The sequence below is a fragment of the Pseudarthrobacter sp. 902506025 genome (assembly GCF_040702325.1).
Lineage (GTDB): Bacteria > Actinomycetota > Actinomycetes > Actinomycetales > Micrococcaceae > Arthrobacter.
This window is the reverse complement of sequence record NZ_JBFBKW010000012.1, coordinates 99,602-114,687: the sequence shown is the minus strand read 5'-3', so window position 1 is coordinate 114,687 and position 15,086 is coordinate 99,602. Positions and strand designations below refer to the sequence as shown.

The following is a 15,086-nucleotide window of genomic DNA, read 5'->3' as shown; positions in this document are numbered from 1 at the left end:
GAGCTCCGTCAAGGTGACGCTCCACACCCGGGCGGCCGCCGTCCCGGGCATGCCGGAGAAAAGCCGGGAGCGCCTGAGGCTTTAGACTTGAGGCTGCATGTCCGCACGCATCCAGAAGTACCGAAACCGCGCACAAACCCGATTGGACACGGCCCCCTTGCGAGAATTCACCGCACGTTTTGCCACAGCCGAGGAAATTGAAAACTGGGACAAGCACGTCACGGCCAACCCGAACGGCGGCAACATGCTGCAGTCCGCCGCCTACGCATCGGTCAAGAACGGAAGCGGCTGGAAAGTCCGGTTCCTGGTGCTGGAAGGCGGCGGGAACGCCAGCTACAACCTGGTGCTGGAGAAAAGCTTCCCTGTCCTGGGACGGCTCTGGTACCTCATCAAGGGCCCCGACCTGGCAGGGGCAGCAGACCTGGGCGCTGCCCTCGAAGCGTGCGCGCAGCTGGTCCGCAGCAGCAAGCTGAAGGTGTTCACCATCAAAGTGGAACCGGACATCATCGACTCAGACGAAGCGCAGCGGGAACTGGCAGCAGCCCACCTGGCCAAAGCCCCCAACATCCAGTCCAACGATTCCACCGCCCTGCTGGATATCTCCGGCACGGAGGAGGAAGTCCTTAAGGCCATCTCTTCCCGGGCCAGGAACGCGATCCGGCGCGCGGAGCGCGAGGGCTGCCAGGTGGTCCGGCAGGAACAGGGACCGGAAACCTACCGGGCCCTGTACGACCTGATGGCCGACACGGTCAACGCAAAGGGTTCCATGCCCCTTCGCAGCTATGAGTACTACGAGCGGTTCTGGGACGAGTTCTGCAACCGCGGCCAGGGCAACTTTTTCTTCGCCTACGAGGACGGAAAACCCAGTGTTGGTGCCTTTGTCATCAACTACGGGGGCAAGGCAACGTACAAGGACGGCGGTTCCACCCAGAACCGCAAGCAGTACGGAGACTCGCACCTGGTGCAGTGGACGGCCATCCGGCGGATGCAGGAACTCGGCTGCACGGAATACGACTTCTGCGGCACCCCGCCGGCTGCCCGCATCAAGGACAAGACCCACAACCTTTACGGAATGGGCATGTTCAAGACCAGCTTCACCAAGACGGTCACCGACTTTGTGGGCTGCCACGACTACATCCTGTCCCCGCTCCGGCACCGGCTCTGGGTCAACGGTGGAGAGAAAGTGTTCCGCCGGATCGAGACCGCACGAACCGGGCAGCAGTTCTACTGACCCGCTGCCGCCAGGGCCCTCTCCTGAGCGCCCCGCGCGGCCCGTACGCTGCGGGAACCCGGCGGGCCCGAACGCCGTCCGCCCTGAACACTGTCCACCCTGAACACCCTCCACCCAGTGCGTGCCCACAGGCCGCGAAGAGTCCAGAAGAAGGTCACCCCTTGAATCCAGTTTCCGCCGCGACCGGGCTTGAATACGCCAACCTCAGCGACGCCGAATTCGAGGCCTTCGCCCTGAAGCACCCGCAGAACAGCTTCCTGCAGTCCATCGACTTCGCCCGCTTCCAGCGTGCCCGGGGCCAGCAGGTGGAACTCTTCGGGGTCCGGCGCGACGGCGAACTCGTGGCCGCAGGAAAGCTTAACTACACCACCACCCGCCTCGGCTACACCGTCTGCGAGTGTGCCAAGGGCCCCCTCATGGACTACTCGGACCGGGACCTGGTGCGCGCCGTCGTCGGGCTTCTCCGCAACCATGCCGCTGAGCGCAAGGCGGCTGAACTGCGGATCTCGCCGAACATCAGGTACATCGCACGCGACGCTGATGGCGCCGAACACCCGGACGTCGAAGACAACAGGCCGCTGGTGGCGGACCTGGAACAGCTCGGATTCCAGCACCAGGGCCTGGACATGAACTTCATCAACGTCAACTGGATGTTCATCAAGAACCTGGTGGGGATCCAGGACGCCGAAGAACTGATCATGGGCACCAGCTACCGCACCCGCAAAGCCATCCGCAAGGCGGAAAAGAACGGCGTCTTCCTCGAACAGGCCACCCTGGAAACCCTCGACGATTTCTACGGCGCCCTGAGCCGGGCAGGCGACGAAAAAGGGTTCGTGTACCGCGAACGCGCCTACTACGAGAACCTGCTCCGCACCACCTCCACGGAGTTCACCAAGCTGATGATGGCCAAGATCGACATCCCGGCCTACCGCAAATCCATCACCGAACGGCTGGCCGCGGAGTCGGCCACAGCGGCGGACCTCCGCCGCGAGGTGGAGGAGACCGGCAGCAAGAAGAAGGCCAACCGGCTCAAAGTGGTCCAGGACCTGGTGGACAGCTACGAGCGGAGCCTGAAGGACATCGAACGCTTCCCCGACTCCGTGGGAACGGCCACCGTCGCGGCCATCCACTTCGTCTGCTACGGCGACGAGGTGGTGTGCGTGATCGGCGGCACCGTCCAGGACTACATCTACTTCAACGGCGCAACCTCCCTTTACTGGGGAATGATGCTGCACGCCCTGGAGAAGGGCTACCCGCGGTACAACTTCTACGGCACGTTCGGCATCTCCGGGCAGGACGAGGAGGGCCACGGCGGCTACGAATTCAAGAAGGGATTCGGCGGGGAAGTGGTCCAGCTGGTGGGGGACTTCGTCCTCCCGGTCCGCCCCGCCGTCTTCCACGCCAACCGGCTGGCCAGGTCCGCTGCCGCTGCCGCCCGCACACTGCTGGGTAAACTGCCGCTGAAGCGCGCATCCTGAGAGTCCATCAACCGCGCACAGGGAGGAAACGGGCATGACCAACCGGCCCGAACGGCCAGGGTCCAGGCCGAAGACTGATGGCCTGCCCAAGACTGAACCGCTGACCCCTGCACAGCTTCGGCAGGACGCCGCCGCCAAGAGGATGCTGCGCCGCCTGGTGCAGGGCGAGAATCCTCCCACGGCTCCGCTGAGCATCGTGGACCGGCTGGCGGGCAGCCCGTACGCCAACCCCACCATCCAGGTGGGCGGCGTGGATACGTCCGCGCGCAAAACCCTGGACTTCGCCCTGCACCTGGCTGAGACCATGTTCCGCTACGGCGCGGGCGCCCTGGAAGTCGAAACCAGCATCATCGCGGTCACGGCGGCCCTGGGGCTGAAGAACATCGAAGTGGACATCACCAACCAGTCCGTGGGCATCAACTACGCGCCCAAGGACCAGACCCCCATCGCCCTGCTGCGCGTGGTGCGGTCCTGGACCAACAACTACGCCGGGCTGGCCAAGGTGCACCAGCTGGTCACCGACATCGTGGCCGGGGGTGTGGGCCGTGACGAAGCAATCCGCAGGCTCAATGAGGCCATCACCAGCCCCAAGCCCTACCCGCGGTGGATGGTCACCGTAGCGTTCGGCATTTTCGCCGCGGTGTTCGTGGGGGTGCTGGGCGGCGGGCCGGTATCGTCGGTGATCGCGTTCGTGGCCAACATCGGCATCAGCCTGCTGGCCCGGCAACTGGGACGCTGGCGGGTTCCTGACTTCTTCATCACCGCGAGCTGCTCTTTCGTGGTGACCATGCTGGCGCTGTTGCTCTGGCAGCTGGGGCTCACCACGTCGCCGTCCATCGTGGTGGTGGGCGGCATCCTGCTCCTCCTGCCCACCGGGCGCCTGGTGTCCTCCGTGCAGGACGCCATCAACGGCTTCCCCGTGACCGCGGCGGGCCGGTTCCTCTCCACCCTGCTGACCTTCGGCGCCATCGTGGCGGGAATCGCTGTGGCCTTCGTGGTGGGGGAGTTGACCGGGCTGCAGCGCATCGACGTCACGCAGACCTTCCCGCCCGCCTACGATCTGTGGGTCCTGATCCTCTTCGTGGCTGCCGCTGTCATGGCCATCGGCATCACGGAACAGACCACGTGGAAGCTCCTGCTGCCCACGGCAGCCGTGGGCGTGGCCGGCTACCTGGTGCTGCTCGGCTGCGGCCAGCTGGGCATCGGGGACCGGTTTGCACCTGCCATGGCCGCCGTCGTCATTGGCCTGCTGGCACGGGTGGTAGCGCTGCGCATGGGCGCACCGCAGCTGGTGGTGGCAGTCCCCGCGGCACTCATCCTGCTGCCGGGCCTCACGATTTTCCGGTCCATGTATGTGCTCACCGTTGAGGAGTCTGAAGTCCTGGCCGGTGCCGGCGGCATGCTGAGTGCCGGCGCCATTGTGCTGGGCACGGCGGGCGGAATTGTGCTGGGCGACGTGCTGGCCCGTCCACTGACCCGCAGCCTGGCAAGCAACGAGCGGCGCCGGGCCCGCCGCCGCTAAGCCACGGCCGCCTGTCCAGGCTAGATCTGGCCGACCGGAAGCTTCTTCTCGGCCTGGAAGTCGTCCTCTACCCGGCCCTGCGCCCAGTACCCGGAGAGGGACACCTGCCGGCGCTCCAGTCCGCGCTGCTTGAACAGGACCTCGCGCAGGGCTTTCATGTAGCCGCGTTCGCCGTGCGCAAAGACATCCACCGTGCCATCGGGCCATTCCGCGTCCGCCACTGCGTTCACCAGCAGGTCGCTGGAACCCGCCGGAGCGCCGTTGCGGGGCAGCCAGGTGATGTGCAGTCCAGCCGGGGCGGCAATGGGCTGGATGTCCGCCTCGGATCCGACCTCCAGGAAGGCCAGCCCGGTTGCCCCTGCCGGCAGTGACTCGATGCAGGCGGCGATGGCGGGCAGGGCCGCCTCGTCACCGGCAAAGAGGTACCAGTCGGCCTCGGGGTTGGGGTTGTACGCGCCGCCGGGGCCGGTAAAGATCAACGGCTCACCCGGCTGGGCGTTGGCCGCCCACGGACCGGCGAACCCTTCATCGCCGTGGACCACGAAGTCGATGGCCAGTTCCCGGGCCCCGGGATCCACCCAGCGCAGCGTATAGGTGCGGGTGAACGGCCACTGCTCACGCGGCATGGTTTCCCGCACCGTCCAGAGATCCAGCGGGGAGGGGTACTCCACGCCGGGCTGTGGAAAGACGATCTTCACGTAACGGTCAACGAACCCGTTGTTGACGAAATCGCCGAAGCCCTCTCCGCCGGCCACGATCCGGACCATGTGCGGGGAGAGCTGTTCCTTCCGCAGCACGGTGAGGTTGACCTGCGGACGGCTCTTCTTGGTTGCGCTGGTGGCGGCGGGGACAGTGCTCATAAGGCAAGCCTAGCTAGGGCAGCGGCGGGAGTTCCCAGGTTACGTCCCGCGCACCCTGTTCCCGGAGCAGCTGGTTTACGCGGCTGAACGGCCTGGAACCAAAGAACCCGCGGGAAGCGGACAGCGGACTGGGGTGCGGGCTGGTGACCGCAGGGGCCCCGCCCAGGAGCGGCCGGACGCCCTCAGCCTCCTTGCCCCACAACACCGCCACCAGCGGCATCCCTGACCCGTCCGGGGACTTGCGGGCGGCCAGTGCGGTGACTGCCGCCGTCGTAATTTCCTCCCAGCCCTTGCCCCGGTGGGAGCCCGCCGCGCCGGCCCGGACGGTGAGCACCCGGTTCAGGAGCAGCACCCCCTGCTCCGTCCACGCGGACAAATCCCCATGGACGCGCGGGGGAATGCCCAGGTCCGACTCCAGCTCCCGGTAAATGTTGACCAGGCTGCGGGGGAGGGGGCGGACGTGCGGGTCAACCGAAAACGACAGGCCGACGGCGTGTCCCGGCGTGGGGTAGGGGTCCTGCCCCACGATGAGGACCTTCACGTCCGCGAAGGGCTGGCGGAAGGCGCGCAGGACGTTCGACGGCGGCGGCAGGAGCTGGTGCCCGGCCGCCTCTTCGTCTGCGAGGAACGCCAGGACCTTCCGGAGCTGGGCTTCGACGCCCTGCAGCGCCGCGGCCCAGTCCGGAGCCATCAGCTCTGCCAGTGGCAGCTGCGCCAGATGGGCGAAGCCGGCGGCGTCCGCAGGGTCCTGCTGCAGCTCGAAGAGGGCGTCCGATTCAACCATCGTTCCATTGTTGCAGGGACGGAGCAGGGCCGGCCGGGAACATCCAGCCGGGCGTAAATGACACCCTTGTTATTCGGCGGCTAGCATAGGGGTAAGACATTGACCCTTACCAGCGAAGGAGTGCGCCGTGGCGGAACCGGCCCGGGAACACCTGCCGGAGCAGGATCCAGGGAACTCCCTCCTGGCGGATTTCACCCTTCGTGAGTCCTCCCTGTCCGAGCGTGAACAACAGATGCTGGCGCTGGAACGGCAGTGGTGGAAGTACGCGGGAGCCAAGGAGCAGGCCATCCGTGACCTGTTTGACCTCTCCGCCACCCATTACTACCAGCTCCTGAACGCATTGATCGACCGCGAGGATGCGCTCGCCCACGATCCCATGCTGGTCAAGAGATTGCGTAGACTACGTACGTCGCGCCACCGTGCACGTACTGCCCGGCGCCTGGGATCCGACGCTTAAGACGCCCCAGGCCGGGACAACAGCCGCAATCAACAAGGATGTCCTTCCACCATGACCAGATACGCCCGCGATGAATTCGACAAAGTCCCGGAGGCTGCGTCGCGACAAGGTGTCCACCGGACGGCCTCGGCCCCGTCCCGCGTGCGGCTGTGGCCCATCCTGGCGATGGGAGTGGCGGCCTTGGCCATAGGGTTGGTGTCCTTCCTGATCCTTCCCAAACTTGGCTTCAACACCACCGCCAGCCAGGCCTCGGCCAGCGTGGAGTCAGCTCCGCTGGCCGGCACCGGCACAGCCCCTTCGGCCACGCCTTCCGCTTCCGCGCCCGTGGCTTCCACGGTGCCCTCCGCTTCTTCCGAGCCAACCCAGGACGCCGCCCTCTCTCCGGAGTCCACGGCCCCTGCCAGCCAGCAGGCCGTCGTCGACAGGACCCAGGCCGTTGCCATCTACAACGCCGCCGGTACGGCGGGGCTGGCCAGCCGGGTAGGCGGAACCGTCCAGGGTGACGGTTGGCGGCTCGGCCAGGTTGGTAACTGGTCCGGAGCCCCGCAAAAGTCCTCCGTGATTTTCTACGCGGGCCCCCAGCACCTGGCCAGCGCCCAGGCGCTTGCCGGTCTGCTGAACATCCCCACCGTGGTGGACAGTACCGAATTCCAGTCGCCGCTCGTTGTGGTCCTGGGCCCGGGTTACCGGTAGCCGCACGCCGTCCAGTAACGCCGGTCCGGTCTCCACCTGGCCCCAAACGGAAAGAGTTGTTCATCATGGCACTGGGAACCGTGAAATGGTTCAACGCTGAAAAGGGCTACGGCTTCATCACCGTTGACGGCTCCGGTGATGACATTTTTGTCCACTGGTCCGCAATCCAAGGGGAGGGGTACCGTGCCCTGGCCGAAGGGCAGCGGGTGCAGCTCGATGTGGGCGAGGGCGAAAAGGGTCCGCAGGCGGAAAACGTCCGGCCGGCCCAGTGATGCCTGCTCTGCGGCGAGATGGCCGCGTCCGGGCGGCCCTCGCCCTGTCCGCGGCAGCAGTTCTCTCGATGACGGCATGCGCCGGTACCGGCGGCAACGCCAGGGTGGAAACGGCGGAGGCCTCCGGCGACGGCGTGCTGCGGGTGGGGATGATCCTGGACAATGCCGGTGACAATGCCTTCCTTAACGCTCCCCAGCTGGCCGCCGCCAAGCTCGCCATCCAGGAGATCAACGCCGCCGGCGGACACAAAGGCCGGCCGGTGGAGCTCCTCCCGGTGCACCCGGACCAGGACCCGGGAAAGCAGGCGAAGGACCTCGCCGCCGCCAAAGCGGATGTGGTGATCGGACCCACCGATTCCAGCCATGCGGCCGCCGCGGTGGACGTTCTGTCCCACGCGCGCATACCGGTCATCTCGCCGGCCAACACAGCTGCAGGCCTGTCAGGGCTCGCCAGCGGAGGCTACTATTTCCGCACCGCCGCAGCCGACGTCGCCCAGGGCCCCGTGCTGGCAAAACTCGCCAAGGACTCCGGGGCGGCCACCATCACTGTGCTGTACCAGGAAGGCTCCTACGGCAAGGACCTCTCCGCTGCCGTCACGGACGCTGCGACAAAGTCCGGACTCACGGTCCTGCCCGGGGCCGGGTTCAAGGACGGTGCCGCCGCCGAAGCCGCGCGCTCCACTGCAAAGGCCAAGCCTGACGCCGTCGTCCTGATTGCCCGCGAGGGCGCGCAGGACGCCTTGGCCGGGCTGGACAGCGCCGGCCTCACCGGTTCACGGATCATCCTCAGCGACGGCGCGTTTGCCCGCTACGGCTCCAGGCTCGCCTCCGGGACCCTCGAGGGCACACGCGCCGTCGTCCCCGGACAGTTGCCCACCGCTGCCTTCCAGGCAAAACTGCTGGCGGTGGACCCTGCCCTCAAGGACGTCTCCTACGCTGCCGAAACCTACGACGCCGTCACGCTGGCGGCCCTCGCCGCAGCACGTGCCCAGGATGACGCCGGACGCTCCATTGCCGGCAACCTGATTGCCGTCTCCGGAGGGGCAGCCGGCCCCGGCGCCGGAGTGCCAGCCGCCCCATGCCTGAGCTACAAGGAGTGCCTGGGCGGCCTTGCTGCCGGCCCGGACATCAACTACGACGGCGAATCGGGCCCGGTGGCCTTCGATGCCAAGGGCGACATCACCACGGCCCTCTTCTCCGTGTACACCTTCGGACCCGACAACAACCCCTCGCTGTCCGGCCGGGAGACAGCGGGCCACTCCGGCTGATCGCCCTGGGCGAAGCGGCCCCGTCCTGCGGGGTGTCACGCGTCTTTTCGCTTGCACTCTCACCTGGGGAGTGCTAATTATTGACTTAGCACTCTGACGCACCGACTGCTAAAGCAATGCCTGGTTCCGGCCGGCGGCGCACGGCACCGGTCGAGGAGCGAAAGAAACACCTCACTTCAGTGAGATCCCCGCCCGGAGGCATACAGAGGCCGCCGGCAAAGGATCGTCCGTCGCGGGCACTGCAGCGAAGGTTCATTCTTAACGACTGTCCCGAAAGGACTACTGCCGTTATGGCCAAGATCATTGCATTTGATGAAGAGGCACGCCGCGGCCTTGAGCGTGGCCTGAACACCCTCGCCGACGCCGTTAAGGTCACCCTCGGCCCGCGTGGACGCAACGTCGTCCTCGAAAAGAAGTGGGGCGCCCCCACGATCACCAACGATGGTGTTTCCATCGCCAAGGAGATCGAGCTGGACGATCCCTACGAGAAGATCGGCGCAGAGCTGGTCAAGGAAGTTGCCAAGAAGACCGACGACGTTGCCGGTGACGGCACCACCACGGCAACCGTCCTGGCCCAGGCCCTGGTCAAGGAAGGCCTGCGCAACGTTGCCGCCGGCGCCGACCCGCTGTCCCTCAAGCGCGGTATCGAAAAGGCTGTTGAGGCCGTCACGGCCGAGCTGCTGAACTCCGCCAAGGAAATCGAAACCAAGGAAGAGATCGCGGCTACCGCCTCCATCTCCGCCGGTGACGACGAGATCGGTGCCCTTATCGCCGAAGCCCTGGACAAGGTGGGCAAGGAAGGCGTCATCACGGTCGAGGAGTCCAACACCTTCGGCCTGGAGCTGGAACTCACCGAAGGCATGCGCTTCGACAAGGGTTACATCTCCGCCTACTTCGTCACCGACGCTGAGCGCCAGGAAACGGTCCTCGAGGATCCGTACATCCTGATCGTCAACTCCAAGATCTCCAACGTCAAGGAACTGGTTGCTGTCCTGGAAAAGGTCATGCAGTCCAACAAACCGCTGCTGATCATTGCCGAGGACATCGAGGGCGAGGCCCTGGCCACCCTGATCGTCAACAAGATCCGCGGCACCTTCAAGTCCGTCGCCGTCAAGGCTCCGGGCTTCGGTGACCGCCGCAAGGCCCAGCTCGCCGACATCGCCGTCCTCACCGGCGGCCAGGTCATCTCCGAGGAAGTTGGCCTCAAGCTGGAGACTGCCGGCCTGGAGCTCCTGGGCCAGGCCCGCAAGGTTGTTGTCACCAAGGACGAGACCACCATCGTCGAAGGTGCCGGCGACGCCGACCAGATCGCCGGCCGCGTTTCCCAGATCCGCGCCGAGATCGAGAACTCCGACTCCGACTACGACCGCGAGAAGCTGCAGGAGCGCCTGGCCAAGCTGGCCGGCGGCGTTGCAGTTATCAAGGCCGGAGCTGCAACCGAGGTTGAGCTCAAGGAGCGCAAGCACCGCATTGAAGACGCCGTGCGCAACGCCAAGGCTGCAGTTGAAGAAGGCATCGTCGCCGGTGGCGGCGTGGCCCTGATCCAGGCCGGTGCCAAGGCATTTGCCAACCTTCAGCTCTCCGGCGACGAAGCAACGGGCGCCAACATCGTCCGCGTTGCCATCGACGCTCCGCTGAAGCAGATCGCCTTCAACGCCGGCATGGAGCCTGGCGTAGTTGTCGACAAGGTCCGCGGCCTGCCCGCAGGCCACGGCCTGAACGCAGCAACCGGCGAGTACGTCGACCTGCTGGCTGCCGGCGTCAACGACCCCGTAAAGGTGACCCGCTCTGCCCTGCAGAACGCTGCCTCGATCGCCGGCCTGTTCCTCACCACCGAAGCAGTGGTGGCTGACAAGCCGGAGAAGGTTTCTGCCCCCGCCGGTGGCGACGACATGGGCGGCATGGGCGGCATGGGCGGCTTCTAAGCCTCCCGGCCGGGACCTGCCCCGCCAGTTACGAAAGTGCGGCCCCCTCTTCGGAGGGGGCCGCACTTTTTTGTCCCGCTGCCGGGATCCTGCCGGGATCTACTTCCTGGCCGAATCCAGCATCCCCTGGACTTCGTTCTTGAAGGCTTCGGCGGCAGCCTGGGGGGTCTGCCGGTCATACAGCACTTCATCCGTGTAGCGCTTGATGACATTCTGGACGCTTCCCGCACCCACAGGAGGAACCGGGGGCGCGTCCTTGATATCCGGCGCAATGTCCTTCAGGAACCCCACCACGGTGGTGTCTGCCGGCTTGAGCGAGGACGTGATGCTGGAAACGATGTCGCTGTTGGTCGGTACACCCCTGTCCGTCATCAGGATGGCCCCGGCCTCCGGGCTGTTGGTGAGGTAGTTGATGAACTCCGCGGCTTCCTTGGGATGCTTTGAACGTGACGAGGCGGACCAGAACATCGTCGGCTTGTAGTACATGCCGTTACTGGCCGCCGCGCCGTCGACGCTCGGAGCGCGCAGCATTTTGATGTTGCTGCCGGTGGTGGCCTCAAGCGATCCAAGTTGGTTGGTCCACCACCAGGCCATACCCACCCGGTTGGTGCCGAAGAGGCTTTGCTCAAGGCTGGCCCCGCCGTCTTCCGTCGCCACGTTCGCCGGCGGGCTGGCCTTGGAATCGCGTTGTTCCTTGAGCCGTTCCCAGAAGGAGGCGGCCGTGCCGGCCTCGAAGCCGAGCTTGCCGTCAGCGGAGTAGAGGTTTTCCCCGTGCTGGCGCAGCCAGATGATCAGGTCGGCCTCGTTGCTGCCGTAGGCGGCACCATAGGTCTTCCCGTCACTCGCGGCGCTGAGCTTCGCGGCGGTGTCCATGAATTCTTTCCACGTCCACGTCTTGTCATCCGGGACGGGTATGCCGGCCGCTTCAAATACCTTGGTGTTGGCCATGATGACGTAGGCATTCTGGCCTGTGCTCAGGCCATACTGTGCGCCGCTGTACTGGCCGGACGCGAGGGCTTCCTTGTCCAGTTTCGACGTGTCGATGCCGTCCTGCTTGGACAAGTCCATGAGGGCGCCGCGGCCGCCGTATTCGGCGATGTACTTCTGGTCCATCTGAATGACGTCGGGCGCATCATTGGCGGCGGTCTTTGTGGCCAGCTTGTCCCAGTAGCTGGACCATTCGCCGGGCTCGGCCTTGACCTTGATGTTTGGATGGGACGCCTCAAACGCGGCGATGACCTTGTCTGTCTGTCCGTTGAGGTACTCGTTGCCCCACCATGCGAACCGCAGGGTTACCTGGCCGTTGTCGCCCGATCCGCCCGGGGCTCCGCAGCCTGTGGCCAGGATGGACAGGGCAAGGGCGGCAGCGCCAAGCTGGAAACTGCGGCGGCTTACGACTGGAATCGTCATTGATGTTCCTTCCGGGTTGGCTTCTCCGGCGCGGCCCAGCACGGTCGCCCGGCGTAGTCCAAGGATGAGAGAAACCGCTTTCTCATGTGATGCTGTGATTGTTTCGCGCATCCGGCACCCCCGTCAAGAATTTTCGGTAAACGTTTTCCCACATCTTCGCCGGGCCGCTGTCGGCCGCTTCTGGCAGGATGGACCGGTGACGATTACTGCAGCGGCTGATGGTTCGGCCTTGGGAAACCCCGGCCCGGCCGGATGGGCCTGGTATGTGAATGACGATTGCTGGCGCGCCGGCGGATGGCCCCACGGGACCAACAACCAGGGGGAGCTGATGGCTGTCCTTGACCTCCTGCGCGCTACAGCGCACCTGCCCGGGGAAGACCTGCGCATCCTTTGCGACAGCCAGTACGTGATCAACTCCATTACCAAATGGATGCCGGGATGGAAGCGCAAAGGCTGGCGCAAGGCCGATGGAAAGCCTGTCCTGAACGTGGAACTGCTGAAGGAACTTGACCGCGAACTGGCCGGCAGGACCTACACCTTCGAATGGGTCAAGGGGCACGCCGGCCACGACCTCAATGAGGCAGCCGACGAGCGCGCCAGGGCTGCGGCAACCGCCTACCAGCAGGGAGTGGCAGCAAGGTCGGGTCCAGGCTTCCCCGGCGGCCAGCACCCGGGCACCTCCGGGCGCGCCGCGGCCCCGCAGCCTGCCTCCGGCGCGGGCCTTCCGCCCGCCACGCTGGACATCCCGCCCGCCGCACCGGCCCGTCCTGCAGCGGCGCCTGGCGACGTTCAGGCAGTCCGTGGCGCTGATGCTTCGGGGAGGCCGCGGGCCACTCCGGCGCCCGTCCCGGCCTTCGAGGAACTTGACCTGTTCAGCGAACTGGACAACGAAGCCCTCGAAGTGGCCGAGGCAACCCAGCAGGCCGGCTCAGTCCCGCCCGAGGCGCTGGTGGAAGAGCTCGAACGTGAGCTGCTGGGTCCCTTGGTGCGGGGGGATATCGGGCGGACCGCCGTCCTCCTTCACCCGGACTTCATGGAAATCGGGAGTTCCGGAAGGGTCTGGACCCGGGACGCCATGATGATGGCCCTGGAAGAGGACCCGGGGGAACGGACCGACATTGAAATCCTGGGTGCGGAGCGCATCGGCACCAGTGCGGTCCTGCTGACGTACCGAAGCTTTACGCGATCCGGCACTACGCTCCGCAGTTCGCTGTGGGTCCTCGATGGGGACCGCTGGCGGTTGCGGTTCCACCAGGGGACTCCGGAGGCCTGAGCCCAGGTGTCAGCTGAACCGCTGCGCGTTCCCCTGCTCCGCCTGGGCATAGGTGGCGGCGGCAGAGGCCAAGGCGGTGTTGATGGATGCCAGTGAAGCCTCCACCCGGCCCTGGGTGATGGTCCATTCGGTGACGAGTGCCTGGAAGTTGGTGGCGGCGGAGCCCCGCCATGAACCCTGGAGTTCATCCAGTCCGCGTTTCATGGTTTGCACGTCGGCGCTGATCCGGTCCACCGTGGCCTGCACGTTGGCGGACTTCAGCTGAAGTAATTCTGTGTCGACGGAAATGATGCTCATGGCTGTGCCTCTCAGATAGGGCGGGGGAGTGGCCCCGCGCCCGGCGGTTCCGGGCTGCTGGGACGAGCCTATGGAGCGGCGGCGGGCCGGAGCCATTGCCGGCCGGCTATATGTGGATAACCGATCCGTCGCTGCCCCTGGCGCCGGCGGTGCTTCCGGCTGGTTCCTGGCCGTCTGCGCCGCCATCCCGGGGTGGGTCTTCACGCCGCGGCAGGCTGACCACCAGGGTGGCGCCGCCGCCGTCGGTCTTCTCCACCCGCACCGAGCCGCCGTGGGATCCCACGATTGCCGCCACGATGGCTAGCCCCAGGCCGCTGCCACCCGTGTCCCTGGTGCGGGAGGTGTCCGCACGGTAGAAGCGTTCGAAGACCTTGGCCGCCTCCTCTTCGGAAATGCCCGGTCCGTGGTCCCGCACTTCGATGACGGAGCGCTCCCCGCCGTCGGCACTGCGCACCCCAACGGCGAGTTCGATAGGACTGCCCTCCGGGGTGTAGCGCAAGGCGTTGCCCACAAGGTTTCCCACCACCTGGCGCAGCTTGGCCTCATCCCCGAGCACCGGGGCAGGTGCCGCCGGTCCGCCGTCGAGCCCGGTCAGTGAAATCACCCTGGAACGGTCGCTCGCCTGCGTGTCCACCACGGCATCGTGCGCGATCAGCTGCAGGTCCACCGGCTTCTGCTGCAGGGGCCGCTGCTCATCGAGGCGGGCCAGCAGGAGCAGGTCCTCAACCATCGACCCCATGCGCTTGGCTTCGCTTTCTATCCGTCCCATGGCTGTGGCCACGTCCTCGTCCGTGCCCAGGGCGCCGTGGCGGTACAACTCGGAGAACCCGCGGATGGTCACCAGCGGGGTACGCAGCTCGTGGGAGGCGTCGGCGGCAAAGCGGCGCATCCTGGCTTCGGAGGCGGTCCGCGCTGCGAAGGCGGTTTCAATATGCGCCAGCATGGCATTCAGCGAACTGCTGAGCCGGCCCAGCTCGGTAGTGGGGTTCTCCACTTCCACGCGGCGGGAGAGGTCGCCGGCGGCAATGGCGGCGGCCGTTTTTTCCACCCTGGCAAGAGGCCGGAAGGAACGCGACACGGTCCAGCTCGCAATGAGCGAGGCCAGCAGCAGCGTCAGCAGGCCCACCCCGGTGACCACCAGGGTGGCATGCTTGAGGACGTCGTCCACGCTCTCCAGCGGCAGCCCAATCACCACCACGGCAGTGGTTTGGCCGTTCTGGACCGTCACGGCCACCACGCGCCAGTTCTCCCCGTCCGTCCCGCGGACCTGGAAGGGGGCCAGGTCGCGGGCCTGCGCCTGTTCCACCGTCATGGAGCTGATGTCCGGGTGGTCGTCGGGATCACCGCCGAACGTGTACGGCTGCTCGCCCGGCGCGAAGAGCATCAGCGAGTAGTCGGTGGGTATGGAGCTGGGAGCCTGCAGCTGGGTGAAGGAGCGTTGTTTCCGGGCGGAGTCGACGGCGGCGTTCAGTTTGTCATCCACCTGGCCCTGAAGGTAGCTGTGCAGCAGTGTCAGAGTCACCGCACCGGTCACTGTCAGGGCCACAATCAGCAGGGCCATGATCATGGCCACCAGCTGCGACCTGAGTGAGGCCGACTTCCACCGCTTCAGCAAG

Annotated in this window: 14 protein-coding genes; 9 read left to right on the top strand and 5 right to left on the bottom strand. The window is 66.1% G+C overall.

Annotated elements, in window-relative coordinates; all coding sequences use genetic code 11:
- Positions 1–97: 97 nt before the first annotated feature.
- The 3 genes from AB0280_RS18865 to AB0280_RS18855 all read left to right on the top strand — a co-directional run bounded on the left by AB0280_RS18865 (position 98) and on the right by AB0280_RS18855 (position 4,231).
- A complete protein-coding gene (locus tag AB0280_RS18865) occupies positions 98–1,231 on the top strand; it encodes a lipid II:glycine glycyltransferase FemX (protein ID WP_307492053.1) in 1,134 nt (377 codons plus the stop codon).
- Between the two features lie 161 nt (positions 1,232–1,392).
- On the top strand, positions 1,393–2,709 hold the full coding sequence (locus AB0280_RS18860) for a peptidoglycan bridge formation glycyltransferase FemA/FemB family protein (protein WP_275181874.1): 1,317 nt from the start codon (positions 1,393–1,395) through the stop codon (positions 2,707–2,709).
- A gap of 34 nt (positions 2,710–2,743) precedes the next feature.
- Positions 2,744–4,231 (top strand): threonine/serine ThrE exporter family protein, encoded by a 1,488-nt coding sequence (locus tag AB0280_RS18855; protein ID WP_159632870.1) that lies wholly within the window; start codon positions 2,744–2,746, stop codon positions 4,229–4,231.
- Between the two features lie 20 nt (positions 4,232–4,251).
- Here AB0280_RS18855 and AB0280_RS18850 read toward each other — a convergent pair whose 3' ends face one another.
- Together AB0280_RS18850 and AB0280_RS18845 are read right to left on the bottom strand one after the other, a co-directional pair.
- The gene (locus AB0280_RS18850; RefSeq protein WP_366368313.1) at positions 4,252–5,091 is read right to left on the bottom strand and encodes a siderophore-interacting protein; all 840 of its coding nucleotides are present in this window, start codon (positions 5,089–5,091) and stop codon (positions 4,252–4,254) included.
- Between the two features lie 13 nt (positions 5,092–5,104).
- Positions 5,105–5,875 carry a uracil-DNA glycosylase gene (locus AB0280_RS18845; RefSeq protein WP_366368312.1) on the bottom strand — a complete coding sequence of 257 codons (771 nt, stop codon included), beginning with the start codon at positions 5,873–5,875 and terminating at the stop codon, positions 5,105–5,107.
- Between the two features lie 127 nt (positions 5,876–6,002).
- Between AB0280_RS18845 and AB0280_RS18840 the strand changes: the two genes are divergently transcribed.
- From AB0280_RS18840 to groL, 5 genes are all read left to right on the top strand, one after another.
- Positions 6,003–6,332: a DUF3263 domain-containing protein gene (locus AB0280_RS18840; RefSeq protein ID WP_159632867.1), complete on the top strand. Its 330-nt coding sequence runs from the start codon at positions 6,003–6,005 to the stop codon at positions 6,330–6,332.
- Positions 6,333–6,383: 51 nt separating this feature from the next.
- Positions 6,384–7,025 carry a LytR C-terminal domain-containing protein gene (locus tag AB0280_RS18835; protein ID WP_159632866.1) on the top strand — a complete coding sequence of 214 codons (642 nt, stop codon included), beginning with the start codon at positions 6,384–6,386 and terminating at the stop codon, positions 7,023–7,025.
- 65 nt (positions 7,026–7,090) lie between these two features.
- Positions 7,091–7,297 (top strand): cold-shock protein, encoded by a 207-nt coding sequence (locus AB0280_RS18830; RefSeq protein ID WP_141180812.1) that lies wholly within the window; start codon positions 7,091–7,093, stop codon positions 7,295–7,297.
- Positions 7,297–8,565, top strand: coding sequence for an ABC transporter substrate-binding protein (locus AB0280_RS18825; protein ID WP_366368309.1), 1,269 nt, complete (start codon positions 7,297–7,299; stop codon positions 8,563–8,565). The genes AB0280_RS18830 and AB0280_RS18825 overlap by 1 nt, the downstream gene beginning before the upstream one ends.
- Before the next feature lie 290 nt (positions 8,566–8,855).
- Positions 8,856–10,490: a chaperonin GroEL gene (gene groL, locus AB0280_RS18820; RefSeq protein WP_159632864.1), complete on the top strand. Its 1,635-nt coding sequence runs from the start codon at positions 8,856–8,858 to the stop codon at positions 10,488–10,490.
- Positions 10,491–10,589: 99 nt separating this feature from the next.
- On the opposite strand, the gene AB0280_RS18815 is transcribed toward groL, so the two are convergent.
- On the bottom strand, positions 10,590–11,900 hold the full coding sequence (locus AB0280_RS18815) for an ABC transporter substrate-binding protein (RefSeq protein ID WP_366368307.1): 1,311 nt from the start codon (positions 11,898–11,900) through the stop codon (positions 10,590–10,592).
- A 196-nt stretch (positions 11,901–12,096) separates the two neighbouring features.
- Here AB0280_RS18815 and AB0280_RS18810 point away from each other — a divergent pair, with 196 nt between their 5' ends.
- Positions 12,097–13,173, top strand: a complete 1,077-nt coding sequence (locus tag AB0280_RS18810) for a ribonuclease HI family protein (protein ID WP_366368305.1) — start codon at positions 12,097–12,099, stop codon at positions 13,171–13,173.
- 9 nt (positions 13,174–13,182) lie between these two features.
- Here AB0280_RS18810 and AB0280_RS18805 read toward each other — a convergent pair whose 3' ends face one another.
- A complete protein-coding gene (locus AB0280_RS18805; protein ID WP_159632861.1) occupies positions 13,183–13,470 on the bottom strand; it encodes a WXG100 family type VII secretion target in 288 nt (95 codons plus the stop codon).
- A gap of 106 nt (positions 13,471–13,576) precedes the next feature.
- Positions 13,577–15,085, bottom strand: coding sequence for a sensor histidine kinase (locus AB0280_RS18800; protein ID WP_366368303.1), 1,509 nt, complete (start codon positions 15,083–15,085; stop codon positions 13,577–13,579).
- Position 15,086: the final 1 nt, after the last annotated feature.

Coding starts and splice junctions, on each gene's coding strand:
- AB0280_RS18865 (WP_307492053.1), top strand. CDS start 98: ATGTCCGCACGCATCCAGAAGTACCGAAACCGCGCACAAACCCGATTG.
- AB0280_RS18855 (WP_159632870.1), top strand. CDS start 2,744: ATGACCAACCGGCCCGAACGGCCAGGGTCCAGGCCGAAGACTGATGGC.
- AB0280_RS18850 (WP_366368313.1), bottom strand. CDS start 5,091: ATGAGCACTGTCCCCGCCGCCACCAGCGCAACCAAGAAGAGCCGTCCG.
- AB0280_RS18845 (WP_366368312.1), bottom strand. CDS start 5,875: ATGGTTGAATCGGACGCCCTCTTCGAGCTGCAGCAGGACCCTGCGGAC.
- AB0280_RS18835 (WP_159632866.1), top strand. CDS start 6,384: ATGACCAGATACGCCCGCGATGAATTCGACAAAGTCCCGGAGGCTGCG.
- AB0280_RS18830 (WP_141180812.1), top strand. CDS start 7,091: ATGGCACTGGGAACCGTGAAATGGTTCAACGCTGAAAAGGGCTACGGC.
- AB0280_RS18825 (WP_366368309.1), top strand. CDS start 7,297: ATGCCTGCTCTGCGGCGAGATGGCCGCGTCCGGGCGGCCCTCGCCCTG.
- groL (WP_159632864.1), top strand. CDS start 8,856: ATGGCCAAGATCATTGCATTTGATGAAGAGGCACGCCGCGGCCTTGAG.
- AB0280_RS18815 (WP_366368307.1), bottom strand. CDS start 11,900: ATGACGATTCCAGTCGTAAGCCGCCGCAGTTTCCAGCTTGGCGCTGCC.
- AB0280_RS18805 (WP_159632861.1), bottom strand. CDS start 13,470: ATGAGCATCATTTCCGTCGACACAGAATTACTTCAGCTGAAGTCCGCC.